At 71.5% G+C, this 16,710-nt stretch carries 23 protein-coding genes; 16 read left to right on the top strand and 7 right to left on the bottom strand.

The genetic code is table 11. The features are described 5' to 3' along the window. Positions 1-132: 132 nt before the first annotated feature. From ABZ858_RS05445 to ABZ858_RS05435, 3 genes are all read left to right on the top strand, one after another. Complete coding sequence (locus ABZ858_RS05445) at positions 133-978, top strand: sulfurtransferase (RefSeq protein WP_361372850.1); 846 nt, start codon at positions 133-135, stop codon at positions 976-978. Positions 979-1,016: 38 nt separating this feature from the next. Next, positions 1,017-1,304, top strand: coding sequence for a DUF1416 domain-containing protein (locus ABZ858_RS05440; protein ID WP_361372848.1), 288 nt, complete (start codon positions 1,017-1,019; stop codon positions 1,302-1,304). Positions 1,305-1,417: 113 nt separating this feature from the next. Further along, on the top strand, positions 1,418-1,705 hold the full coding sequence (locus ABZ858_RS05435) for a DUF3099 domain-containing protein (protein ID WP_361372846.1): 288 nt from the start codon (positions 1,418-1,420) through the stop codon (positions 1,703-1,705). Here the strand turns inward: ABZ858_RS05435 and ABZ858_RS05430 are convergent. Together ABZ858_RS05430 and ABZ858_RS05425 are read right to left on the bottom strand one after the other, a co-directional pair. After that, positions 1,699-2,061 (bottom strand): DsrE family protein, encoded by a 363-nt coding sequence (locus ABZ858_RS05430; protein WP_361372844.1) that lies wholly within the window; start codon positions 2,059-2,061, stop codon positions 1,699-1,701. The genes ABZ858_RS05435 and ABZ858_RS05430 overlap by 7 nt on opposite strands. Before the next feature lie 88 nt (positions 2,062-2,149). After that, positions 2,150-2,554, bottom strand: a complete 405-nt coding sequence (locus tag ABZ858_RS05425; RefSeq protein WP_361372842.1) for a hypothetical protein — start codon at positions 2,552-2,554, stop codon at positions 2,150-2,152. A gap of 166 nt (positions 2,555-2,720) precedes the next feature. Here ABZ858_RS05425 and ABZ858_RS05420 point away from each other — a divergent pair, with 166 nt between their 5' ends. The 5 genes from ABZ858_RS05420 (at position 2,721) to ABZ858_RS05400 (ending at position 6,065) form a co-directional block, all read left to right on the top strand. Beyond that, complete coding sequence (locus ABZ858_RS05420) at positions 2,721-3,563, top strand: helix-turn-helix transcriptional regulator (protein ID WP_361372840.1); 843 nt, start codon at positions 2,721-2,723, stop codon at positions 3,561-3,563. Next, entirely contained in the window at positions 3,545-3,820 is a 276-nt protein-coding gene (locus ABZ858_RS05415; protein WP_361372838.1) for a DUF397 domain-containing protein, read from the top strand. Before ABZ858_RS05420 ends, ABZ858_RS05415 begins: the two co-directional genes overlap by 19 nt. Positions 3,821-4,045: 225 nt before the next feature. Further along, the gene (locus ABZ858_RS05410) at positions 4,046-4,621 is read left to right on the top strand and encodes an FABP family protein (RefSeq protein ID WP_361372836.1); all 576 of its coding nucleotides are present in this window, start codon (positions 4,046-4,048) and stop codon (positions 4,619-4,621) included. A gap of 30 nt (positions 4,622-4,651) precedes the next feature. Continuing rightward, entirely contained in the window at positions 4,652-5,089 is a 438-nt protein-coding gene (locus ABZ858_RS05405) for a Fur family transcriptional regulator (RefSeq protein ID WP_361372834.1), read from the top strand. 10 nt (positions 5,090-5,099) lie between these two features. Next, complete coding sequence (locus ABZ858_RS05400; protein ID WP_361372832.1) at positions 5,100-6,065, top strand: folate-binding protein; 966 nt, start codon at positions 5,100-5,102, stop codon at positions 6,063-6,065. A gap of 37 nt (positions 6,066-6,102) precedes the next feature. On the opposite strand, the gene dtd is transcribed toward ABZ858_RS05400, so the two are convergent. Beyond that, entirely contained in the window at positions 6,103-6,528 is a 426-nt protein-coding gene (gene dtd, locus ABZ858_RS05395) for a D-aminoacyl-tRNA deacylase (RefSeq protein WP_361372830.1), read from the bottom strand. 191 nt (positions 6,529-6,719) lie between these two features. Here dtd and ABZ858_RS05390 point away from each other — a divergent pair, with 191 nt between their 5' ends. Together ABZ858_RS05390 and ABZ858_RS05385 are read left to right on the top strand one after the other, a co-directional pair. Beyond that, positions 6,720-7,394, top strand: a complete 675-nt coding sequence (locus tag ABZ858_RS05390) for an AmfC protein (protein WP_361372828.1) — start codon at positions 6,720-6,722, stop codon at positions 7,392-7,394. Between the two features lie 557 nt (positions 7,395-7,951). Then, entirely contained in the window at positions 7,952-8,863 is a 912-nt protein-coding gene (locus ABZ858_RS05385) for a winged helix-turn-helix domain-containing protein (protein ID WP_361372826.1), read from the top strand. 51 nt (positions 8,864-8,914) lie between these two features. Here the strand turns inward: ABZ858_RS05385 and ABZ858_RS05380 are convergent, their stop codons facing one another. Continuing rightward, complete coding sequence (locus ABZ858_RS05380; protein WP_361372824.1) at positions 8,915-9,103, bottom strand: hypothetical protein; 189 nt, start codon at positions 9,101-9,103, stop codon at positions 8,915-8,917. A 190-nt stretch (positions 9,104-9,293) separates the two neighbouring features. Between ABZ858_RS05380 and ABZ858_RS05375 the strand changes: the two genes are divergently transcribed. The 4 genes from ABZ858_RS05375 to ABZ858_RS05360 all read left to right on the top strand — a co-directional run bounded on the left by ABZ858_RS05375 (position 9,294) and on the right by ABZ858_RS05360 (position 13,154). Further along, positions 9,294-10,172, top strand: coding sequence for a GntR family transcriptional regulator (locus tag ABZ858_RS05375; RefSeq protein ID WP_361372822.1), 879 nt, complete (start codon positions 9,294-9,296; stop codon positions 10,170-10,172). Beyond that, positions 10,172-10,903, top strand: coding sequence for an HAD-IA family hydrolase (locus ABZ858_RS05370; protein ID WP_361372820.1), 732 nt, complete (start codon positions 10,172-10,174; stop codon positions 10,901-10,903). The genes ABZ858_RS05375 and ABZ858_RS05370 overlap by 1 nt, the downstream gene beginning before the upstream one ends. 84 nt (positions 10,904-10,987) lie before the next feature. Further along, positions 10,988-12,073 carry a phosphotransferase gene (locus ABZ858_RS05365; RefSeq protein ID WP_361372818.1) on the top strand — a complete coding sequence of 362 codons (1,086 nt, stop codon included), beginning with the start codon at positions 10,988-10,990 and terminating at the stop codon, positions 12,071-12,073. Between the two features lie 409 nt (positions 12,074-12,482). Next, positions 12,483-13,154 carry an RraA family protein gene (locus ABZ858_RS05360; RefSeq protein WP_361372816.1) on the top strand — a complete coding sequence of 224 codons (672 nt, stop codon included), beginning with the start codon at positions 12,483-12,485 and terminating at the stop codon, positions 13,152-13,154. Positions 13,155-13,470: 316 nt separating this feature from the next. Here the strand turns inward: ABZ858_RS05360 and ABZ858_RS05355 are convergent, their stop codons facing one another. The 3 genes from ABZ858_RS05355 to ABZ858_RS05345 all read right to left on the bottom strand — a co-directional run bounded on the left by ABZ858_RS05355 (position 13,471) and on the right by ABZ858_RS05345 (position 15,015). Next, entirely contained in the window at positions 13,471-13,698 is a 228-nt protein-coding gene (locus ABZ858_RS05355) for a hypothetical protein (protein ID WP_361372814.1), read from the bottom strand. 282 nt (positions 13,699-13,980) lie between these two features. Next, positions 13,981-14,322, bottom strand: coding sequence for a DUF6228 family protein (locus ABZ858_RS05350; RefSeq protein WP_361372812.1), 342 nt, complete (start codon positions 14,320-14,322; stop codon positions 13,981-13,983). A gap of 159 nt (positions 14,323-14,481) precedes the next feature. Then, positions 14,482-15,015 (bottom strand): SMI1/KNR4 family protein, encoded by a 534-nt coding sequence (locus ABZ858_RS05345; RefSeq protein WP_361372810.1) that lies wholly within the window; start codon positions 15,013-15,015, stop codon positions 14,482-14,484. A gap of 166 nt (positions 15,016-15,181) precedes the next feature. Between ABZ858_RS05345 and ABZ858_RS05340 the strand changes: the two genes are divergently transcribed. Further along, complete coding sequence (locus tag ABZ858_RS05340) at positions 15,182-15,775, top strand: helix-turn-helix domain-containing protein (RefSeq protein ID WP_361372808.1); 594 nt, start codon at positions 15,182-15,184, stop codon at positions 15,773-15,775. Positions 15,776-15,861: 86 nt separating this feature from the next. Beyond that, positions 15,862-16,629 (top strand): hypothetical protein, encoded by a 768-nt coding sequence (locus ABZ858_RS05335; RefSeq protein WP_361372806.1) that lies wholly within the window; start codon positions 15,862-15,864, stop codon positions 16,627-16,629. Positions 16,630-16,710 lie beyond the last annotated feature (81 nt).

Here is a 16,710-nt window from a genome sequence, read left to right as displayed (position 1 = left end):
GGCTCCCGTATCGCCCGGCCCCGTACCTGACCGGGGGCCGTCCGCGCGCCGCGCACGCCCCGCCGCACCGGCTGTCCGCGCGCCCCCTCGCACTCGCACGCCCCGCCGTACCTGCCCCGGAGGAGATTGAGCATGAGCCGCAGCGACGTCCTGGTCGACGCCGACTGGGTCCAGGAGCACCTGGACGACCCGAGCATCGTCCTCGTCGAGGTGGACGAGGACACGTCCGCCTACGACAAGAACCACATCAAGAACGCCGTCCGGATCGACTGGACCCAGGATCTCCAGGACCCGGTCCGCCGTGACTTCGTCGACCAGGCCGGCTTCGAGAAGCTGCTGTCGGAGAAGGGCATCGCCAACGACCAGACGGTGATCCTGTACGGCGGCAACAACAACTGGTTCGCGTCCTACGCCTACTGGTACTTCAAGCTCTACGGCCACGAGAACGTCAAGCTCCTCGACGGCGGCCGCAAGAAGTGGGAGCTGGACGCCCGCGAGCTGGTCGACGGCACCGACGTGCCCGAGCGCGCGAGGACCGAGTACCGGGCCGAGCCGCAGAACACCGCCATCCGCGCCTTCCGCGACGACGTGGTGAAGGCCATCGGCGCGCAGAACCTCGTCGACGTCCGCTCGCCCGACGAGTTCTCCGGCAAGCTGCTCGCCCCGGCCCACCTGCCGCAGGAGCAGTCGCAGCGCCCCGGCCACGTGCCGTCCGCCAGGAACATCCCGTGGTCGAAGAACGCCAACGACGACGGCACCTTCAAGTCCGACGACGAGCTGAAGGCGCTGTACGCCGAGGAGGACGTCGACCTCGCCAAGGACACCATCGCCTACTGCCGCATCGGTGAGCGCTCGGCCCTGACGTGGTTCGTCCTGCACGAGCTGCTGGGCGTGGAGAACGTCAAGAACTACGACGGCTCCTGGACCGAGTACGGCTCCCTGGTCGGCGTGCCGATCGAGCTGGGCTCCGGCAAGTAACCGACCCGACCGACCTTTCAAGACCTCTGGAGAAGCACATGTGTGGAGCGAAGGCCGGCGGCCCCGACGCCTCGACGATCAAGCCCGGTGAGACGACGATCCAGGGCCAGGTGACCCAGGACGGCGAGCCGGTCAAGGGCTACGTCCGGCTGCTCGACTCGACCGGCGAGTTCACCGCGGAGGTCCCCACCTCCGCCACCGGCCAGTTCCGGTTCTACGCCGCCGAGGGCACCTGGACCGTCCGCGCCCTCGTCCCCGGCGCCACCGCCGACCGCACGGTCGTCGCCCAGCAGGGCGGCCTCGCGGAGGTCGCGATCGCGGTCTGAGACCGCCGAGCACGCGGAAGGGCCGTACCCCGGGGTTGGACGCCAGGGGGGTACGGCCCTTCGGCACGTTCCGCGGCATGTTTACGCGGTCCCCGCCGACCTACCCTGGACGTATGTACGCACGCCGTCGTCACGCGTATTTCGCCATGATGGGCACCTGCCTCACGCTGTTCGTCCTGGCCTGGGGAGTCGTGCGCATCTGGTCGGTACCGGCCGCCGTGGGCATGTGCCTGTTCGCCATGGTGATCCCGCCGGTCGCCGCCATGGTCGCCAATCGCCGCGGCCCCGACGACCGCTGGTGGGACGACCCGTCCGGCGACCCCAAGTCCGACGAGTGGTGGGACGAACTCGACGGCAGAAAACGCCACGGGGACGACCACCGGGGCGGTACGCCTCAGTAGACGAGGGCCTGCGTCCCCTCGGCCAGCGCCTCCTGCACGAAGACCTGCGCGCCCGCGATCCGTACGCCCTCGATCACGTCGTTCTCCGTGATGTCGCGTCGGGCCGCGCACTGGGTGCACAGGGTGACGCGTCCCGCCGTGAGGACCGAGTCGATCAGGTCGGGCAGCGGCGCGGCGTGCGGCAGCTCGAACTCGGCCGCCCGGCCCGGCAGCGCGAACCACGACGATTCCCCGGTCAGCCACAGCGAGACGTCCACCCCGCTGGCCACGGCCACCGCCGCCACCGTGAACGCCTGCGAGCACCGCTCCGGGGCGTCCGCCCCGGCCGTCACCTTGATCACGAGCTTCTTCGCCATGCGGGCAGCGTAGTCGCCACGATCGCGGCGAGCAGGCCCGCGATGCTGAGCGTGATGAGCACGCCGGCCCAGAAGGCGTCGTCGCGCTTCACGCGCGGTGCTCCTGCCGCTGGTGCCGGCGCAGCAGGACGTTCGCGTCCGTCTCTCCGGTGAGGTCGCCCTCGGCCTGGGCGATGCGCCGCTGGACGGCCAGATCGGTGCAGGCCGCGCAGCCGCGCACCGGCAGCGGCGGCCGGCTCAGGTCCTCCGGGTCGGGGGCGCACAGCCCGGCCGCCCGGGTCCGGTCGTTGGCCGCCCGCACCTCGGCGCTCAGCCGCTCCTCGGCGGTGGCGGGCCGCAGCGCGGCGGGATCGGCCTGCCATTCCCGGCCACCGCCGAGGGGACGGAGCATCGCGTAGGGGCCCGAGCGGTCCCGGTACTCACCGACTCCGCCGCGTGCGGGGTCGTAGAGGAGTGCTCCGGGCTCGAAGGGAGGTGTGGACTCCGTCCTCATGATTTTGCTCCTTTCATCCAACTTCTATACGGATTGCGACAGTTGCACTACTCTGCGTGGTGTGGGCTGTATCGAGCATGGCCCAGAGACGGGGGCGGCACACCGTTGACGAGCGGTTCTTCGTCACCCGGGAGCGTTCGTTCCACAAATTCCACAGGAGGGTGCGATGCCGACGAGGCGGGTGATCACGGGCCGGAGCCAGGAACCGAGGCAGCGGTTCGTGGAGGAGCTGCGGTTACTGCGGGCCGCGAAAGGGGATTCGCTGCGCGAGCTGGGCGACAAGCTGGGCTGGGACTGGTCCCTGTTCGGCAAGATGGAGAACGGCCACACACTGGGCAGCCCGGAGGTGGTCCAGGCCCTTGACCAGTACTACGGCACGACGGACCTGCTGCTGGCCCTGTGGGAGCTGGCGATGGCGGACCCGACGCAGTTCAAGGAGCGGTATCGGCGGTACATGGTGCTGGAGGCGGAGGCGGTGAGTATGTGGCAGTACTCACCGAGCCTTCTCCCGGGCCTGCTGCAGTCTCCGGAATACGCTCGTGAGCTGCTCATGGAGGGCGGTCTCAAGGGAGACGAGCTGGAGGCACAGGTCGAGGCAAGGGTGGGCCGACGTGAGTCGCTGCTCAGGGACGATCCGCCCCAGTTCCGCGCCATTCTCTCCGAAGCGGTGCTGCGCAGCCCTCTCGAAGACCCCGGGGAATGGCAGGCGCAATTGGAGCACTTGGACATGATGGGGCATCGCCTCAACATCACCGTTCAGGTGCTGCCGTCGTCTGTGGGTCTCCACGCTCTGTCGAACACCGACACCATGCTGCTTCGAGGCACGGACGGACAGACCGTGGCCTGGATCGAGACGGGCTACTCAGGTGAGCTGGTTCAGGAAGCAGCAGCCGTCGAACGTCTCCAGCTCCGATACGATCGGGTACGCGATTTGGCCCTGTCTCCGGACAAGTCGCGGCAGTTCATCGAACGGATGCTGGAGGAAGCGCCATGCGAGCCATTGACCTGAGCACAGTGATGTGGCGCAAGAGCAGCTACAGCAACCAGGACGGCGGAGCCTGCGTCGAAGTCTCCGACGACCTCCTGCACGCTGCCGAGTGGCGCAAGAGCAGCCACAGCAACCAGGACGGCGGCAACTGCGTAGAGATCGCCGACAACCTCCCCTCCGTCGTCCCCGTACGGGACAGCAAGGCCCCCACCCGCGGAGCGCTCCTCTTCCGGGCGGGGGCCTGGAGCCGGTTCGTGGACGGGGTCAAGCGGGGCTGACCCGTGCAGCGCACCTCATAGAGAGGGCCGGTGCCCAGCCGACTAAGCTGGGCACCGGCCCTTCGTGACATACGTACCGCACCGCGCTCGACAAGGAGCACCCCGTGGAGATCTTCTTCGAAACCCTGCTGGTCCTGGTCTGCGTCGGCGTCCTCGCCTTCGCCTACCTGACCGTGAAGAAGCTGTACCAGGGCCAGCGCTGACCCCGAACAGGAACCGCAGCTCATGATCGAGATCCCGTCCGACCTCCACAAGGACCTCGTGCCCCTCGCCTTCCTGCTCGGCAACTGGGCCGGCGCGGGCGTGCACGACTTCCCCGGCGCCGAGAAGTGCAACTTCGGCCAGGAGGTCTCCTTCACCCACGACGGCCGGGACTTCCTGGAGTACCGCTCCCACACCTGGGTGCTGGACGAGGAAGGCAACAAGGTGCGCCCCCTGGAGTCGGAGTACGGCTTCTGGCGGATCGACGCCGAGCGCAAGGTCGAGGTGACGATGACCCGCGACGACGGCGTCATCGAGATCTGGTACGGCGAGATGGCCGCCAAGAAACCGCAGATCGACCTGGTCACGGACGCCGTCGCCCGGACCGCCGCCTCCCGCCCCTACTCCGGCGGCAAGCGGCTGTACGGCTACGTCAAGAGCGACCTGATGTGGGTCGGCGAGAAGCAGACCCCCGAGGTCGAGCTGCGCCCCTACATGTCGGCCCAGCTGAAGAAGGTCGTCACCCCCGAGGACGTCGAGCGCTGGGCCAAGGCCCTCCCGGACGACCTGCCGGACGACGGCATCGCTTTCTTCAAGTAGTCCGCGGCCCGTGGTCCTAGACTCTGGGGTGTGGTGAGCACCGACTGGAAGAGTGATCTCAGGCAGCGCGGCTACCGGCTGACGCCGCAGCGGCAGCTCGTGCTCGAAGCGGTGGACACCCTGGAGCACGCGACCCCCGACGACATCCTCGGTGAGGTGAGGAAGACGGCGTCGGGGGTCAACATCTCCACCGTCTACCGGACCCTGGAGCTGCTGGAGGAGCTGGGCCTGGTCTCGCACGCCCACCTCGGGCACGGGGCGCCCACCTACCACCTGGCCGACCGCCACCACCATCTCCACCTGGTCTGCCGGGACTGCGAGAACGTCATCGAGGCCGATGTCGAGGTGGCCGCCGACTTCACCGACAAGCTGCGCCGCCAGTTCGGTTTCGACACCGACATGAAGCACTTCGCGATCTTCGGCCGCTGCCAGGACTGCTCCACGAAGGGCCCCGGTAGCGGGTCGTAGGCTTGGCCCTATGAAGAGCCCCCTGCTGTCGCTGCCCGGCGCCGTCCTCGCCGAGGGCCCGGACGAAGGCGTCGCCGCCCACTACGGCGACCTGTTCCGCGAGCAGCGCGCCCTCGCGGACGGCACCGGCTTCGTCGACCTCTCGCACCGCGGTGTCGTCACCGTCACCGGCGAGGACCGGCTGAGCTGGCTGCACCTGCTGCTCACCCAGCACATGAGCGACCTGCCCGCCGGCCGGGCCACCGAGGCGCTGATCCTGTCCGCCAACGGCCACATCGAGCACGCGCTCTATCTGGTCGACGACGGCGAGACGGTCTGGGCGCACGTGGAGCCCGGCACCCGCGAGGCGCTGCTCGCCTACCTGGAGTCCATGAAGTTCTTCTACCGGGTCGAGGTCACCGACCGCACGGACGACTTCGCCGTGGTGCACCTGCCCGCCGGTTCGATCACCGAGGTGCCCGAGGGGATCGCCGTACGGGAGACGCCGTACGGCCGTGACCTGTTCCTGCCCCGCGCCGACCTGGAGGCGTACGCGGCGCAGGCCGGGCCGCCCGCCGGCATCCTCGCCCACGAGGCGCTGCGCGTCGAGCAGCACCGGCCCCGGCTGGGCTTCGAGACCGACCACCGTACGATCCCGCACGAGCTGGGCTGGATCGGCACCGCCGTCCACCTCCAGAAGGGCTGCTACCGGGGCCAGGAGACCGTCGCCCGGGTGCAGAACCTGGGCAAGCCGCCGCGCCGCCTGGTCTTCCTGCACCTGGACGGCAGCGAGGTCCGGCTGCCGGCGCACGGCACGGAGATCCGGCTCGCCGACGACGGCCCGGACGGCCGCCGGATCGGCGTCATCACCACGTCCGCCCGCCACTACGAGCTGGGCCCGGTCGCCCTCGCCCTGGTCAAGCGGAACGTCCCGGTGGACGCCCGGCTGATGGCGGGGGACACGGCGGCGGCGCAGGAAGTCGTCGTCGAGCCGTAGGGCCCGGTCGGGCCGTGGGGCCTGCCTGCCCCCCGGCTCAGATCTCCAGCAGGACCGTGAACGGGCCGTCGTTCGTCAGCGCCACCCGCATGCTCGCGCCGAACCGGCCCGTCGCCACGGTCGCGCCCAGCGCCCGCAGCCGGTCGACCACCTCGTCCACCAGCGGCTCGGCGACCTCGCCGGGCGCCGCCGCGTTCCAGGTGGGACGGCGGCCCTTACGGGCGTCGCCGTACAGGGTGAACTGGCTGATCACCAGGAGCGGGGCGCCGGTGTCGCTGCACGAGCGCTCCTCGTGCAGCATGCGGACCGTCCACAGCTTGCGGGCGAGCTGCGCCGCCTTCTCCTTCGTGTCCTCGTGGGTGACGCCGACCAGGACGCACAGCCCCTCGCCCTCGATGGCCCCCACCGTCTCGCCGTCCACGACGACACTCGCGCCGTCCACCCTCTGCACCACTGCACGCATGCCGACCATCATGCCGGGCGCCCGGCGCCGCCCCGCACCGCCCTGTTACGGGTGGGTCGGTATCCATATCGTGCTTCTTTCTGCTTCGTAACCCCCCATCTGGGGCTGATCGGGGGCACTCGGTCACATACTGACCACTCGGGGTGGCACGATGCTCCCGTACGCGCCGGTCGAGGGGACGGTTGAGGCGCATGAGCGCATGGAGTACCGAGCAGCACAGCACCACCCGCCGGGCGCCGGTCCAGCGCACCGACAGCCCACCGCTGCCCGCGACGGAGCCGGCGGCCACCCACCCGGTGGGCGCGGAGCCGGCAGGCGCGGACCCGGTGGCCGCGGACGGGGCCCGCGCGCTGGAGGCGCTGAGCCTGCCGGAGCTGCGCGTCCTGCGCCGACAGGCTCAACGGGACGAGGCCGACCTGAGTTACGTACGGCGGCTGCTCCAGGGGCGGATCGACATCCTGCGCGCCGAGCAGGACCGGCGCGGTGCCGGGGCGCCGCGCGAGGCCGGGGCCGGTCCCGAAGCCGTCGTGGCCGAGGACCGGGCCTCCGTCGTCGAGCGGCTCGCGGAGATCCTCAAGGACGCGCCCGCCCGGCAGCGTTCGTCGGCCCGGCACGTGACTGTCGGCACACCGCACGGCGAGGAGTACCGGCAGCTCGCCGCCGGGATGCTCGCCGAGGTCGAGCTGTCGGACCTGGCCGCGCGCACCGACCTGGAACTGGGCACGGCGATGGGCCGCCTCGTCCGCTACGAGCAGGAGGTCTCCGGCCGCCGCCAGCAGTTGCAGCGCACGGCCGACGACTGCAGCGCGGAGATCGCCCGCCGCTACCGCGAGGGCGAGGCCCAGGTGGACGACCTGCTCATGTGACGCTCGGCGGAGGTCGCCGAGCGCGGCGGGCCGGCGACGGCCGCCGACGGGTCCGGGAAGAACGAGCGGGCGCCGCCCGGATGGCCGACGCCCTGCTGCGTACGTCCGGGCGACCGTGGTGCCCGGATGTGTTCTGAGTACTCCTTCCTGCCGGTGGTCGTGGTGCGGGATGACATGTCCGTAGCGTGGCTGTTCAGTTGTGGCTGTGCCGGCTGTGCCGGCTGTGCTGGGTGAACCGTCTTCAGTTGTGACTGTGCCGGGGTGAACCTTCTTCAGTTGTGACTGTGCTCCGAGACGCTGTTCGGTTGTGGCTGTGCTCAAGGACGTTGTTCTGTTGTGGCTGTGCGACGCCGTCGACCGGGCTCCCGGCTCCCCTCCGGAGAAGGAGCGCGGTCCGGCGTGTCCCCGCTGTCACCGGGGTGGCCAACCCCCTGAAGGCCTGACCATGTCGGCCAAGTTGGCCACCAACTTCACTCTTCTTATCTCCGCTTGGGCGCGACGCATAACCACCTTTCCGTGAACTATTCGAAGATGGCGGGAAGTTGTACTGTTCAGAGGTGGACCCGGAACACGTTGTGGCCAGTGAGCGGAAGACGGCGCACCGGTCACAGGCGTCACACCGCGAGGTGGCCGACGAACTGCGGCAGCGGATCAGGGCCGGCGTGCTGCGGCCCGGCGACCGCATGCCCACGCAGGCGAAGCTGGCCGACGAGTTCGGCGTCGAGCGCGGAGCCGTCCGGCAGGCGCTGCGCATCCTCCAGGCGGAGCACCTGCTCACCAACGTGACCAAAGGGAGCCCGGCGACCGTCGCGGCCGGCTCGTCGCGGTCCGACGCCGGCCCGGCCGGCTCCACCGGCCTGCCCCAGCCCACCACGGCCGCGCTCGCGCCCCGGATCGCCGCCGCCTTCGCGGCCCCCCAGGTGGAGATCGACGCGCTGTGCCTGACCTCGGTCTCGCTCACCCTCGCGGTCGGTGAGGCGCTGCGCCAGATCCACGCGGGGCGGCTGAAACCGGCCAAGGTCGACGTACGGGTGCTGCTGCCGGCCCGGGACATCGAACTGGCATTCCCCGCTCCGGTGGACCGGGCCGCGCCGGGCGGGCTGCACGGGCGCTGGCTGGCCCAGCGCAACGCCCAGGGACAGGTGCTGCGGCACAATCTGCTGTCGCTGCGCGCCACGCACGGCATCGACGTGCACGTGACCTTCCGGGCGCTGCCCTTCACCCCGCCGGTCAAGCTCTACCTGCTCAACGGGTCCGAGGCGCTGTTCGCGTACTACACCGTGCGGCGGCGCGAGGAGGAGGTGGACCACGAACAGCTGCGGTACTACGACACGCAGGGCACCCGGGCGATGCTGTTCGCCTTCCAGGAAGGCGCCGGGCCGCGTGACACGGCCTTCGTCCAGCAGTCGCACGGGTGGTTCAACGCGTTGTGGGAGACGATCAGTTCGGAGCTGGTGCTCACGGGCTGAGGTCTCCCGGGCGAGTGGCGGCGGACCGTCGTCGTGCGGGCCGCCGGCGGGTCACAGGGCGGGGCCGGCGATCAGCATCGCCAGCACCACCGCTCCGGCGGAGCTGACGGCCGGGCTCTTGGCCTTGAGGCCGACACTGAGCAGCAGCAGACCGACGAAGCCCGTCGCGCCGAACTTCCACTGGACGATCTGCTCGAAGGCGATGACGAAGACGGCGGACAGAAGAGCGAGGACAGGCACGGCGTTTCCCCCTTCGGACACTTCGGATACTTCAGACGCTTCAGGTACTTCTGACTTTCACTTCCGACTTCAGGCTTCGGACCAACTTCGTAGAGTTGGCAGCCAACTCTACTGAAGTAGTGCCCACTTGGCAGGCACTCATAAACAAGTTCGAAACAACTCCCGCCAAGTGGATCAAAGTTGTAGCGTTTTGGTCGTGACCCAGGAGAACGTGGCCGTGGACGGCAGCCGGAGAAGCTCTCCCCAGGACATCGCGGACGCCCTGCGCGAGCGGATCCGCGCGGGCGAGCTGAGGCCGGGCGACCGGCTGCCCACCCAGGCCGAACTGGCCGAGGAGTTCGGGGTGGAGCGCGGCGCCGTGCGCCAGGCCCTGCGGGCACTCCAGGACGACGGCCTGCTCAGCAACGTCAGCAAGGGCAGCCCGCCGCGGATCGCGGAGGCCACCCCGGTCCGCGAGGAGCCCCAGCCCACCATGGTGGGCCTGGCCCCCCGGCTCACGGAGGCGTTCGGGGCCCGGCGGGTGCGCATCGACGTGGTGTGCCACACGGCGGAGACGCTGATGGTGGCCATCGGCGAGCCGCTGCGCCTGATCCACGAGGACCGGATGCGCCCCGAGGCCGTCGACGTGCGCATCCTGGTGCCGTCCCGGGACATCTCCCTCGCCTTCCCGGTCTCCGTCCAGGGCCGCGGCGAGGACGACGCGGTGCACCAGCGCTGGCTGGAGATGCGCAACGCCCAGGGCCAGGTGCTCCGGCACAACCTCCAGGCCCTGCGCGCCACCCACGGCATCGACGTGCACGTCGCCTTCCGCGCGCTGCCCTTCACCCCGCCGGTCAAGCTCTACCTGCTCAACGGCGAGGAAGCGCTGCTCGGTTACTACACGCTCACCCGGCGCGAGGAGGACTGGGGCGGCGAGACGCTGGACATGTACGACGCGCTGGGCTCCAAGTCCCTGCTCTTCTCCTTCACCCAGCGGGGCGGCCGGCGCGACGCCGCGTTCGTGACGGAATCCCAGAAGTGGTTCGACGCCCTCTGGGAAACCATCACCACGGACCTGACACTTTCCTAGTGACTTCTGATGCGACGCGGACCGATCCGCCGGCGGCGGACGACGGGGCACTGCGGGAGCTGATCACCCGGGCCCGGGTGGTGCTGTGGGACTTCGACGGGCCGATCTGCCGGCTGTTCGCCGCCCACCCCGCGGAGAAGGTGGCGAACGACCTGGTCGGATGGCTGGCGGAGCGGGGCCTGCGCGGCCTGCTGAGCGAGGACGAGCGGGCGTCCGTGGACCCGCACGTCGTCCTGCGCGCGGTGGACCGCCGGCACCCCCGCAGCGATCTGGTGACCGAGCTGGAGGAACGTCTCACCCAGGAGGAGCTGAAGGCCGCCGCCGTGGCCATGCCCACGCCGTACGCCGACCCGCTGATCCGCACCTGGACCGCGCTCGGCACCCGGCTGGCCGTCACCAGCAACAACTCCCCCGAGGTGGTGCGCGCCTACCTCGAAGGCCGCGGCCTGCTGCCCTGCTTCGCCCCGCACCTCTACGGCCGTACCGGCGAACTGCGCCACCTCAAGCCCGACCCGCACTGCCTGCACCGCGCGCTGAACGCCATGGGCGCGGCCCCGTCGCACGCCCTGATGTTCGGCGACGCCCCCACCGACTGCGAGGCCGCCCGGCGCGCCGGCGTCCCCTTCCTCGGCTACGCCCGCGACACGCACAAGGGCGACCGACTGCGCGCGGCGGGCGCCCGGCATGTGGTGGACTCGCTGGAGCTGCCGCTGCGCGTGCTCAGGGAGTGAGGGGCGGTGCGCACGGGGGCCGTACGGGCGGTTCCCGGGTGGTCGTCGTATCCGCCGTGGCGCGACCCAGTACTCTCTGCCGCCATGCTCCCTCTGTCACCGAAAACGCGCCGGGCGCTGCTCGAACGCCACCTGGAGCGCGGCCTCGACGGCAGGGGCGAGGTACGCGCCGGTCACCACAACACCAATCACATCCTGCGCCTCGGCGTCGTCCCCGCCGTGCTGCTCGGCTCGGTGCCCTTCGCCCGGCTGAAGTACCGGGTGCCGCTCGCCACGGTCGAGGTGGTGCCGCGCATCTGGCCGTGGGAGCCGGACATCCTCGAAGTGGTCTGCCGGTATCTGCGCGAGGTGCCGCGCTGCCTGGCCGTGCTCGGTGACCGGTCCCTGCACGTCTACCGCCGCGGGCGGGTGCTCAGCGAGCACAACCCGGACGGCCGTGTCGAGGAGCGGTTGATGCGGCAGTTCGCGGCCTTCTTCGCCAGGACCGCCCGGGTGCCGGCCGAGGCGCTGCCCCCGCTGCCGCCCGACTGGCCGGCCCACGGGGACAGCGACGGCTTCCTGCGCTGGCTCGTCGCCTTCACCGAGGAGCGCGTCCACCGGACGAACCGGGAACGCTTCGGCGCCCTCTTCACCGCCGTGGGCATTCCCGAGGACGCCATGGACGGCTTCCGGCGCCGCCACCACGGGCTGACCTCACGGCCCTTCACACTGCTGCACACCGACGTCCACCGGGCGAACGTCGTGGTGCGCCGCGGACGGATCACGGTGATCGACTGGGAACTGGCGATATACGGGGATCCGCTGCACGACCTGGCGACCCACATCGTCCGCATGGGCTACGACAAGGAGGAGCAGGCCCGGATGACCGGCCTGTGGGCCGAGGCGATGACCCGCGCGGGGCTCCCCGAGCTGACCGCCGGCCTCCACGACGACCTGGGCGTCTACCTGGCGTTCGAGTACGCGCAGTCGGTGTTCCCGGACGTCATGCGGGCGGCGCTCGCCCTGCCGGCCGCGGCTGGGCCGGACCACTTCCGGGCGGCGGCACGGCGGGTGGCCCGGGCCCTGGGGCGCGCTCGCGAACCCCTGCGCCTGGTGGACCTGCCCGACGACGACCGGATCGTACGCGCGCTGCGGCAGTGGCACGCCCGCCACGGAGCGGCCGCACGCTGATCCGGCGGCGGCCGGTTCCCGCCGTCCCCTTTCTCACCGGCCACCCACCGGGCACCATGGGATGTTCCGCACAAGTCGACGTCGCACAGGGTGACTTGATGTCGAACGTCCGGTCGCGGAACAGGAGACCGGCCGCCAGTTGGGAGCGGACCGAGGCGGCCACCACCAGGCTGCTGCTCCTGGGCATCTTCGCGGTCGGGCTGGTCGCCCCAGTTCGTCCAGCCGGTGGGCGACGCGCTGCAAGGCAAGGCGCCCATGGGCCACGACTGGCTGCTCACCCGCTGGAGCCGCGCCGACGGCGGCCACGCGGAGCAGATCGCCGCCGCCGGGAGCTGTTCGACACCCTGGGGAACGCCGCCCACCGGCTCACCCCGGCGGCCCGTTGAAGCGGCCCATTAAAGTCGTGCACATGACCGATGCAGAGACCAGCGGCGCCGCGTCCACCGGCGCCGGCGCGGACGTCGCCGCCGCCTTCCGGGACGTCCCCACCACCACCCTCGCCGACCTGCTGGGCCGCGAGCAGGTGATGGACCTCGGGATACGCCCGCTGTGGCAGCCGGTGCCGCGGGTGGCGGGACCGGCGTTCACCGTGCGGTGCCCGCCCGGGGACAACCTCATGCTGCACGCCGCCATCCACCGGGCCGCGCCGGGCACGGTGATCGTGGTGGAGTCGGGCGACCTGGACTACGCGCTGGCCGGCGGCAATGTGTGCGCCGTCGCGCAGCGCCGTGGCGTCGCCGCGTTCGTCGCGGACGGCGTGATCCGCGACCTCGCCGAGGTGCGCGAGCTGGGCTTCCCCGTGTTCGCCCGGGGCATCGTCCCGATCCCGGGCACCAAGGCGCAGGTGCGGCCCCTGAACGAGCCGGTGCGCTGCGGCGGCGTGCGGGTCCGCGCTGGTGATGTCGTGGTGGCCGACGAGGAGGGCGTGGTGACGGTCCCGGCCGCCCGCGCCGGCCAGATCCTGGACACCGCCCGCGCCCGGCTCGCCGCGGAGGCCGCCCAGAGCCTGGACGACTGGGCGGCGGTCCACCGGGCACGCGTCGACAAGGCCCTGCGGGAGCAGGGCTTCGAAGAGGTCTGAGGAAGAGGTCTGAGGAAGGGTCTGGAACAGGCAGCCCGCCGTCACGTACCAGCCGGGTGAGGGGCAGCCGGGTGAGGGCGTGTCCGTCCGTCAGGCCGCTTCCGGCCGCCGCCCGCCGCCGCGCCCAGGGCCTGTCTGACCATTCCCGTCGTCGCCCGGAGGGCGGCCGCGCGGCGTCAGGTGCGTGCTCTGGGGGTCCCCCCTGCTCGAAGAGCTTGGGGGAGTGCCGGGCGGAGAGCCTCGTACTGGGTGTACTCGGCTCTGCGCCCGGTGCGGCGAGAGGGCGTGCCTGGCGTCGCGCGGCAGACGGGAATGGTCAGACAGGACCGAAGGCCGGGTGGCGCCGGTGCGCCTCGTGGCTGTCGGGGGTGAACGGCCAGGCGCCGAGCGTCCGTTCCAGCTCCGTCGCGGACAGCAGGCCGTGCCAGGAGATGTCGTCGGCGCGGGGTCTCACCCCGCCGGGCACCACCGCCTCGTGCGCGGCGAGGAAGCGCGGGCCGGGGCCGTCGCGGCGCGGCAGCGTGAACAGATGCCGCACCGGCACCGGCACCCGCACCCCCAGCTCGTCGGCCGGCTCCCGGGCCGCGGTCCGCCCGTAGGACTCCCCGACCTCGACCGCGCCCCGACCGCGATCTCGTACCGCCCCGGGAAGCGCGCCACCCCCGCCGCGCGCCGGCACACCAGGAACCGCCCGCCGCCGTCCCGGCACACGGACACGGCGACCCGGTGCAGCTACCCGTTGCGCACCGCCTCCCCGCGGTCCACCACCCCAGCACCCGGTCCTCCTCGTCGACGCGCGCCGCCCGTTCACCCCTGCGCCCACCTGTCACGGCCGCACTCCGGCGAGGAAGTCCCGGACGTCCGCCGCCAGGGAAGCCATCTGCTCGCCGGCCTCCAGCCAGGTGGTCACCGAGGCGCCCCAGCCGCCGGCGGCCTGCGGCCACGGCCGCAAGGACCAGGTCAGCCCGACGTGGCCGCCGGACCGGAAGACGGCCGACACCGTCAGGTCCCGGTCGTGGTTCTGCCGGCGCCGCTCGCCGTCCCATCCCCGGTAGTCGGCGACCAGCTCTTCCAGGAACGTGGTGAGATCGCTGTCCCAGATCCAGGCGACGACCTCGTCGGCCCGGGCGGTCAGGCCGGGGGCCCGCAGCTCGACGGCATGGTGCACGGAGTCCTGGTCGAAGCTGAACCGGTCGCGGAACGCGTCACGCCCACGGACGCGTTGTCCTGGCAGCGGACGGTCACGCCGGCCTGGTCGTCGAGATCACTGTCCGGGGAGGTCACGCACGGAACGCTGGATCGGCGCCGCCTCGTTCGTCATCCGGATTCAGCGGCAGAGGTCCATGACGGTCTCGTCGAAGTCAGGGAACTCCTGTGCGGCCTGCTCGATGATGGTGTCCGCCGGTGCACGGTGGTCCGGTGCGAAGTGTTCCGCGATGGCCGTCAGTTCATGATCGCGGCGGGGGGCCCAGCCGGGTTCCGGATCGTACGAGGTGGACGCTTCCCACGGGCCGAAACCGTCGGCCAGCAGCCAGAGGAAGGCAGCGAGGTTCCGGGCCACGACACCGGTCTCGCCCTCGGAGCCGAGGAAGACGACGGGCTGTTCGACCAGTGGCCGACCCGGGCGGATCAGCCAGAACGCGGCGTAGCCACCGGTGCCGTCCTGGCCCAGCACGCGGAAGTCGTCGCCGTTCAGCGCGGCATTACCCGTCCACGCCCGGAACCAGTCGGTTGTCTCGTCAGCGGTGAGGAAGGCCCCGAAGGGCTCGAAGTCGACACCGTCCTCGCCGATGCGGTCGAGCCGGACCGCCATGGCAGCGGCAAGCGCAGCGGGGAAGCGGCGGTCCTCGTTCGATGTCATGCGAACAGGCTGGCGACCGGCTGGGCCTGGGCGGCATCGGCCCGGAGGGCTCTCGTGCCCGGCCCGCCCGTCGCCGGTCGCCGGTCGCCGGTCGCCCGTCGCCCGCCGCGCGCTCTTGCAAGCGGTGTGCTTGCATTTGTTAGCGGGGGTGGGGCAAGGTGGAGGCATGGCATCGCTCAACGTCGGCAATCTCGGTGAGTACCTGCGCGAGCAGCGGCGCAACGCGCAGCTGTCGTTGCGCCAGCTTGCCGATGCCGCCGGGGTGTCCAATCCGTATCTGAGCCAGATCGAGCGCGGGCTGCGCAAGCCGAGTGCGGAGGTGCTCCAGCAGGTCGCCAAGGCGCTGCGGATCTCCGCCGAGACGCTGTACGTGCGGGCCGGCATCCTCGACGCCGAGCGCGACCGCGACGAGGTGGAGACGCGCGCCGCCCTCCTGGCCGACCCCACGCTCGACGACCGGCAGAAGCAGGTGCTGCTGCAGATCTACGAGTCCTTCCGCAAGGAGAACGGGTTCGGCGGCAGAACCGAGGGCCGGGCCCGCGACGAGGACACCGGTCAGGGCCGGCCCGGCGACAGCGTCGGTGGCGGTGGCGGCGTCGGCACCGACGATGCCGACGACAGGGACGGTGACGGCGGCGGTGTCATACGGGCCGCCGCCGTTCCCGGACCGGGCGACGGCGGCAGCGGCCCGGCGACCACCGGGCACCCCACCCACGCGTCCGGCGGCAGTGACGCCGACCCGCGGGAGGCGGCCGGCTGACCGTACGGCCCCCACGGACCGGACGGCCGGTCGCCCGCGGCACATCGAAAACCCTCAGCCGAAAGCGATCCGGGAGGATCATCACGATGGCCATCACCGACGACCTGCGCAAGACCCTCAGCGACCCCACCCCGCTCTACTTCGCCGCGGGCACGGCCGACCTCGCCCTGCGCCAGGCCCGGAAGGTGCCCGCCCTGGTGGAGCAGCTGCGCGCCGAGGCCCCCGGCCGCATCGACGCCGTGCGCAACACCGACCCGAAGGCCGTCCAGGAGCGGGCCGCCACCCGTGCCAAGGAGGCCGGCGCGCGCGTCAAGGAGACCCAGGAGAGCGTCCAGAGCAGGGTCGGCGCCTTCCTGAACTCCCTCGACTCCGACCTGAAGAAGCTCAGCACCAACTTCGACGCCGACCTCAAGCGGCTCGGGGAGAGCGCCCAGGACCTCGCCCTGCGTGGCGTCGGCGTCGCCGCCGAGTACGCGGTGAAGGCCCGCGAGACCTACGAGAAGGTCGCCGAGCACGGCGAGCAGGCCGTGCGCACCTGGCGCGGCCAGGCCGCCGACGGCATCGAGGACCTCGCCGGCGGGGTCGAGGAGTTCGCCGTCGCCGTCGAGCCCGAGCCGCGGACGCCGGCCAAGGCGCAGCCCGCGCCGCGGTCCCAGGCCGAGCCGGTCGTGGTCCGCGAGGAGAAGCCCGCCGCCTCCAAGACCGCGCCCGCCCCGGTGGCGAACCCGGCGGCGAACCCGGTGGCGAAGAAGACCCCGGTGAAGAAGACTCCGGCGGAGAAGGCTCCGGCGCCCCGTAAGACCAACGGCACCACCCCGGCCGGCGCCAAGAAGACCACGCCGCCCGCCAAGTAGCCGGGGCGGGCACGGGCGCGCGTCACCCGTGCGAGCGACAGGACGACGGGCCGGGCACCTCCGGGGTGCCCGGCCCGTTCT

This window comes from Streptomyces sp. NPDC047017 (assembly GCF_040644175.1).
Classification (GTDB): domain Bacteria; phylum Actinomycetota; class Actinomycetes; order Streptomycetales; family Streptomycetaceae; genus Streptomyces.
Note: the sequence above shows the minus strand (reverse complement) of the source record. Positions and strands in the feature narration are given on the sequence as shown.

Coding starts and splice junctions, on each gene's coding strand:
- ABZ858_RS05445 (WP_361372850.1), top strand. CDS start 133: ATGAGCCGCAGCGACGTCCTGGTCGACGCCGACTGGGTCCAGGAGCAC.
- ABZ858_RS05440 (WP_361372848.1), top strand. CDS start 1,017: ATGTGTGGAGCGAAGGCCGGCGGCCCCGACGCCTCGACGATCAAGCCC.
- ABZ858_RS05435 (WP_361372846.1), top strand. CDS start 1,418: ATGTACGCACGCCGTCGTCACGCGTATTTCGCCATGATGGGCACCTGC.
- ABZ858_RS05430 (WP_361372844.1), bottom strand. CDS start 2,061: ATGGCGAAGAAGCTCGTGATCAAGGTGACGGCCGGGGCGGACGCCCCG.
- ABZ858_RS05425 (WP_361372842.1), bottom strand. CDS start 2,554: ATGAGGACGGAGTCCACACCTCCCTTCGAGCCCGGAGCACTCCTCTAC.
- ABZ858_RS05420 (WP_361372840.1), top strand. CDS start 2,721: ATGCCGACGAGGCGGGTGATCACGGGCCGGAGCCAGGAACCGAGGCAG.
- ABZ858_RS05415 (WP_361372838.1), top strand. CDS start 3,545: ATGCGAGCCATTGACCTGAGCACAGTGATGTGGCGCAAGAGCAGCTAC.
- ABZ858_RS05410 (WP_361372836.1), top strand. CDS start 4,046: ATGATCGAGATCCCGTCCGACCTCCACAAGGACCTCGTGCCCCTCGCC.
- ABZ858_RS05400 (WP_361372832.1), top strand. CDS start 5,100: ATGAAGAGCCCCCTGCTGTCGCTGCCCGGCGCCGTCCTCGCCGAGGGC.
- dtd (WP_361372830.1), bottom strand. CDS start 6,528: ATGCGTGCAGTGGTGCAGAGGGTGGACGGCGCGAGTGTCGTCGTGGAC.
- ABZ858_RS05390 (WP_361372828.1), top strand. CDS start 6,720: ATGAGCGCATGGAGTACCGAGCAGCACAGCACCACCCGCCGGGCGCCG.
- ABZ858_RS05365 (WP_361372818.1), top strand. CDS start 10,988: ATGCTCCCTCTGTCACCGAAAACGCGCCGGGCGCTGCTCGAACGCCAC.
- ABZ858_RS05360 (WP_361372816.1), top strand. CDS start 12,483: ATGACCGATGCAGAGACCAGCGGCGCCGCGTCCACCGGCGCCGGCGCG.
- ABZ858_RS05345 (WP_361372810.1), bottom strand. CDS start 15,015: ATGACATCGAACGAGGACCGCCGCTTCCCCGCTGCGCTTGCCGCTGCC.
- ABZ858_RS05340 (WP_361372808.1), top strand. CDS start 15,182: ATGGCATCGCTCAACGTCGGCAATCTCGGTGAGTACCTGCGCGAGCAG.
- ABZ858_RS05335 (WP_361372806.1), top strand. CDS start 15,862: ATGGCCATCACCGACGACCTGCGCAAGACCCTCAGCGACCCCACCCCG.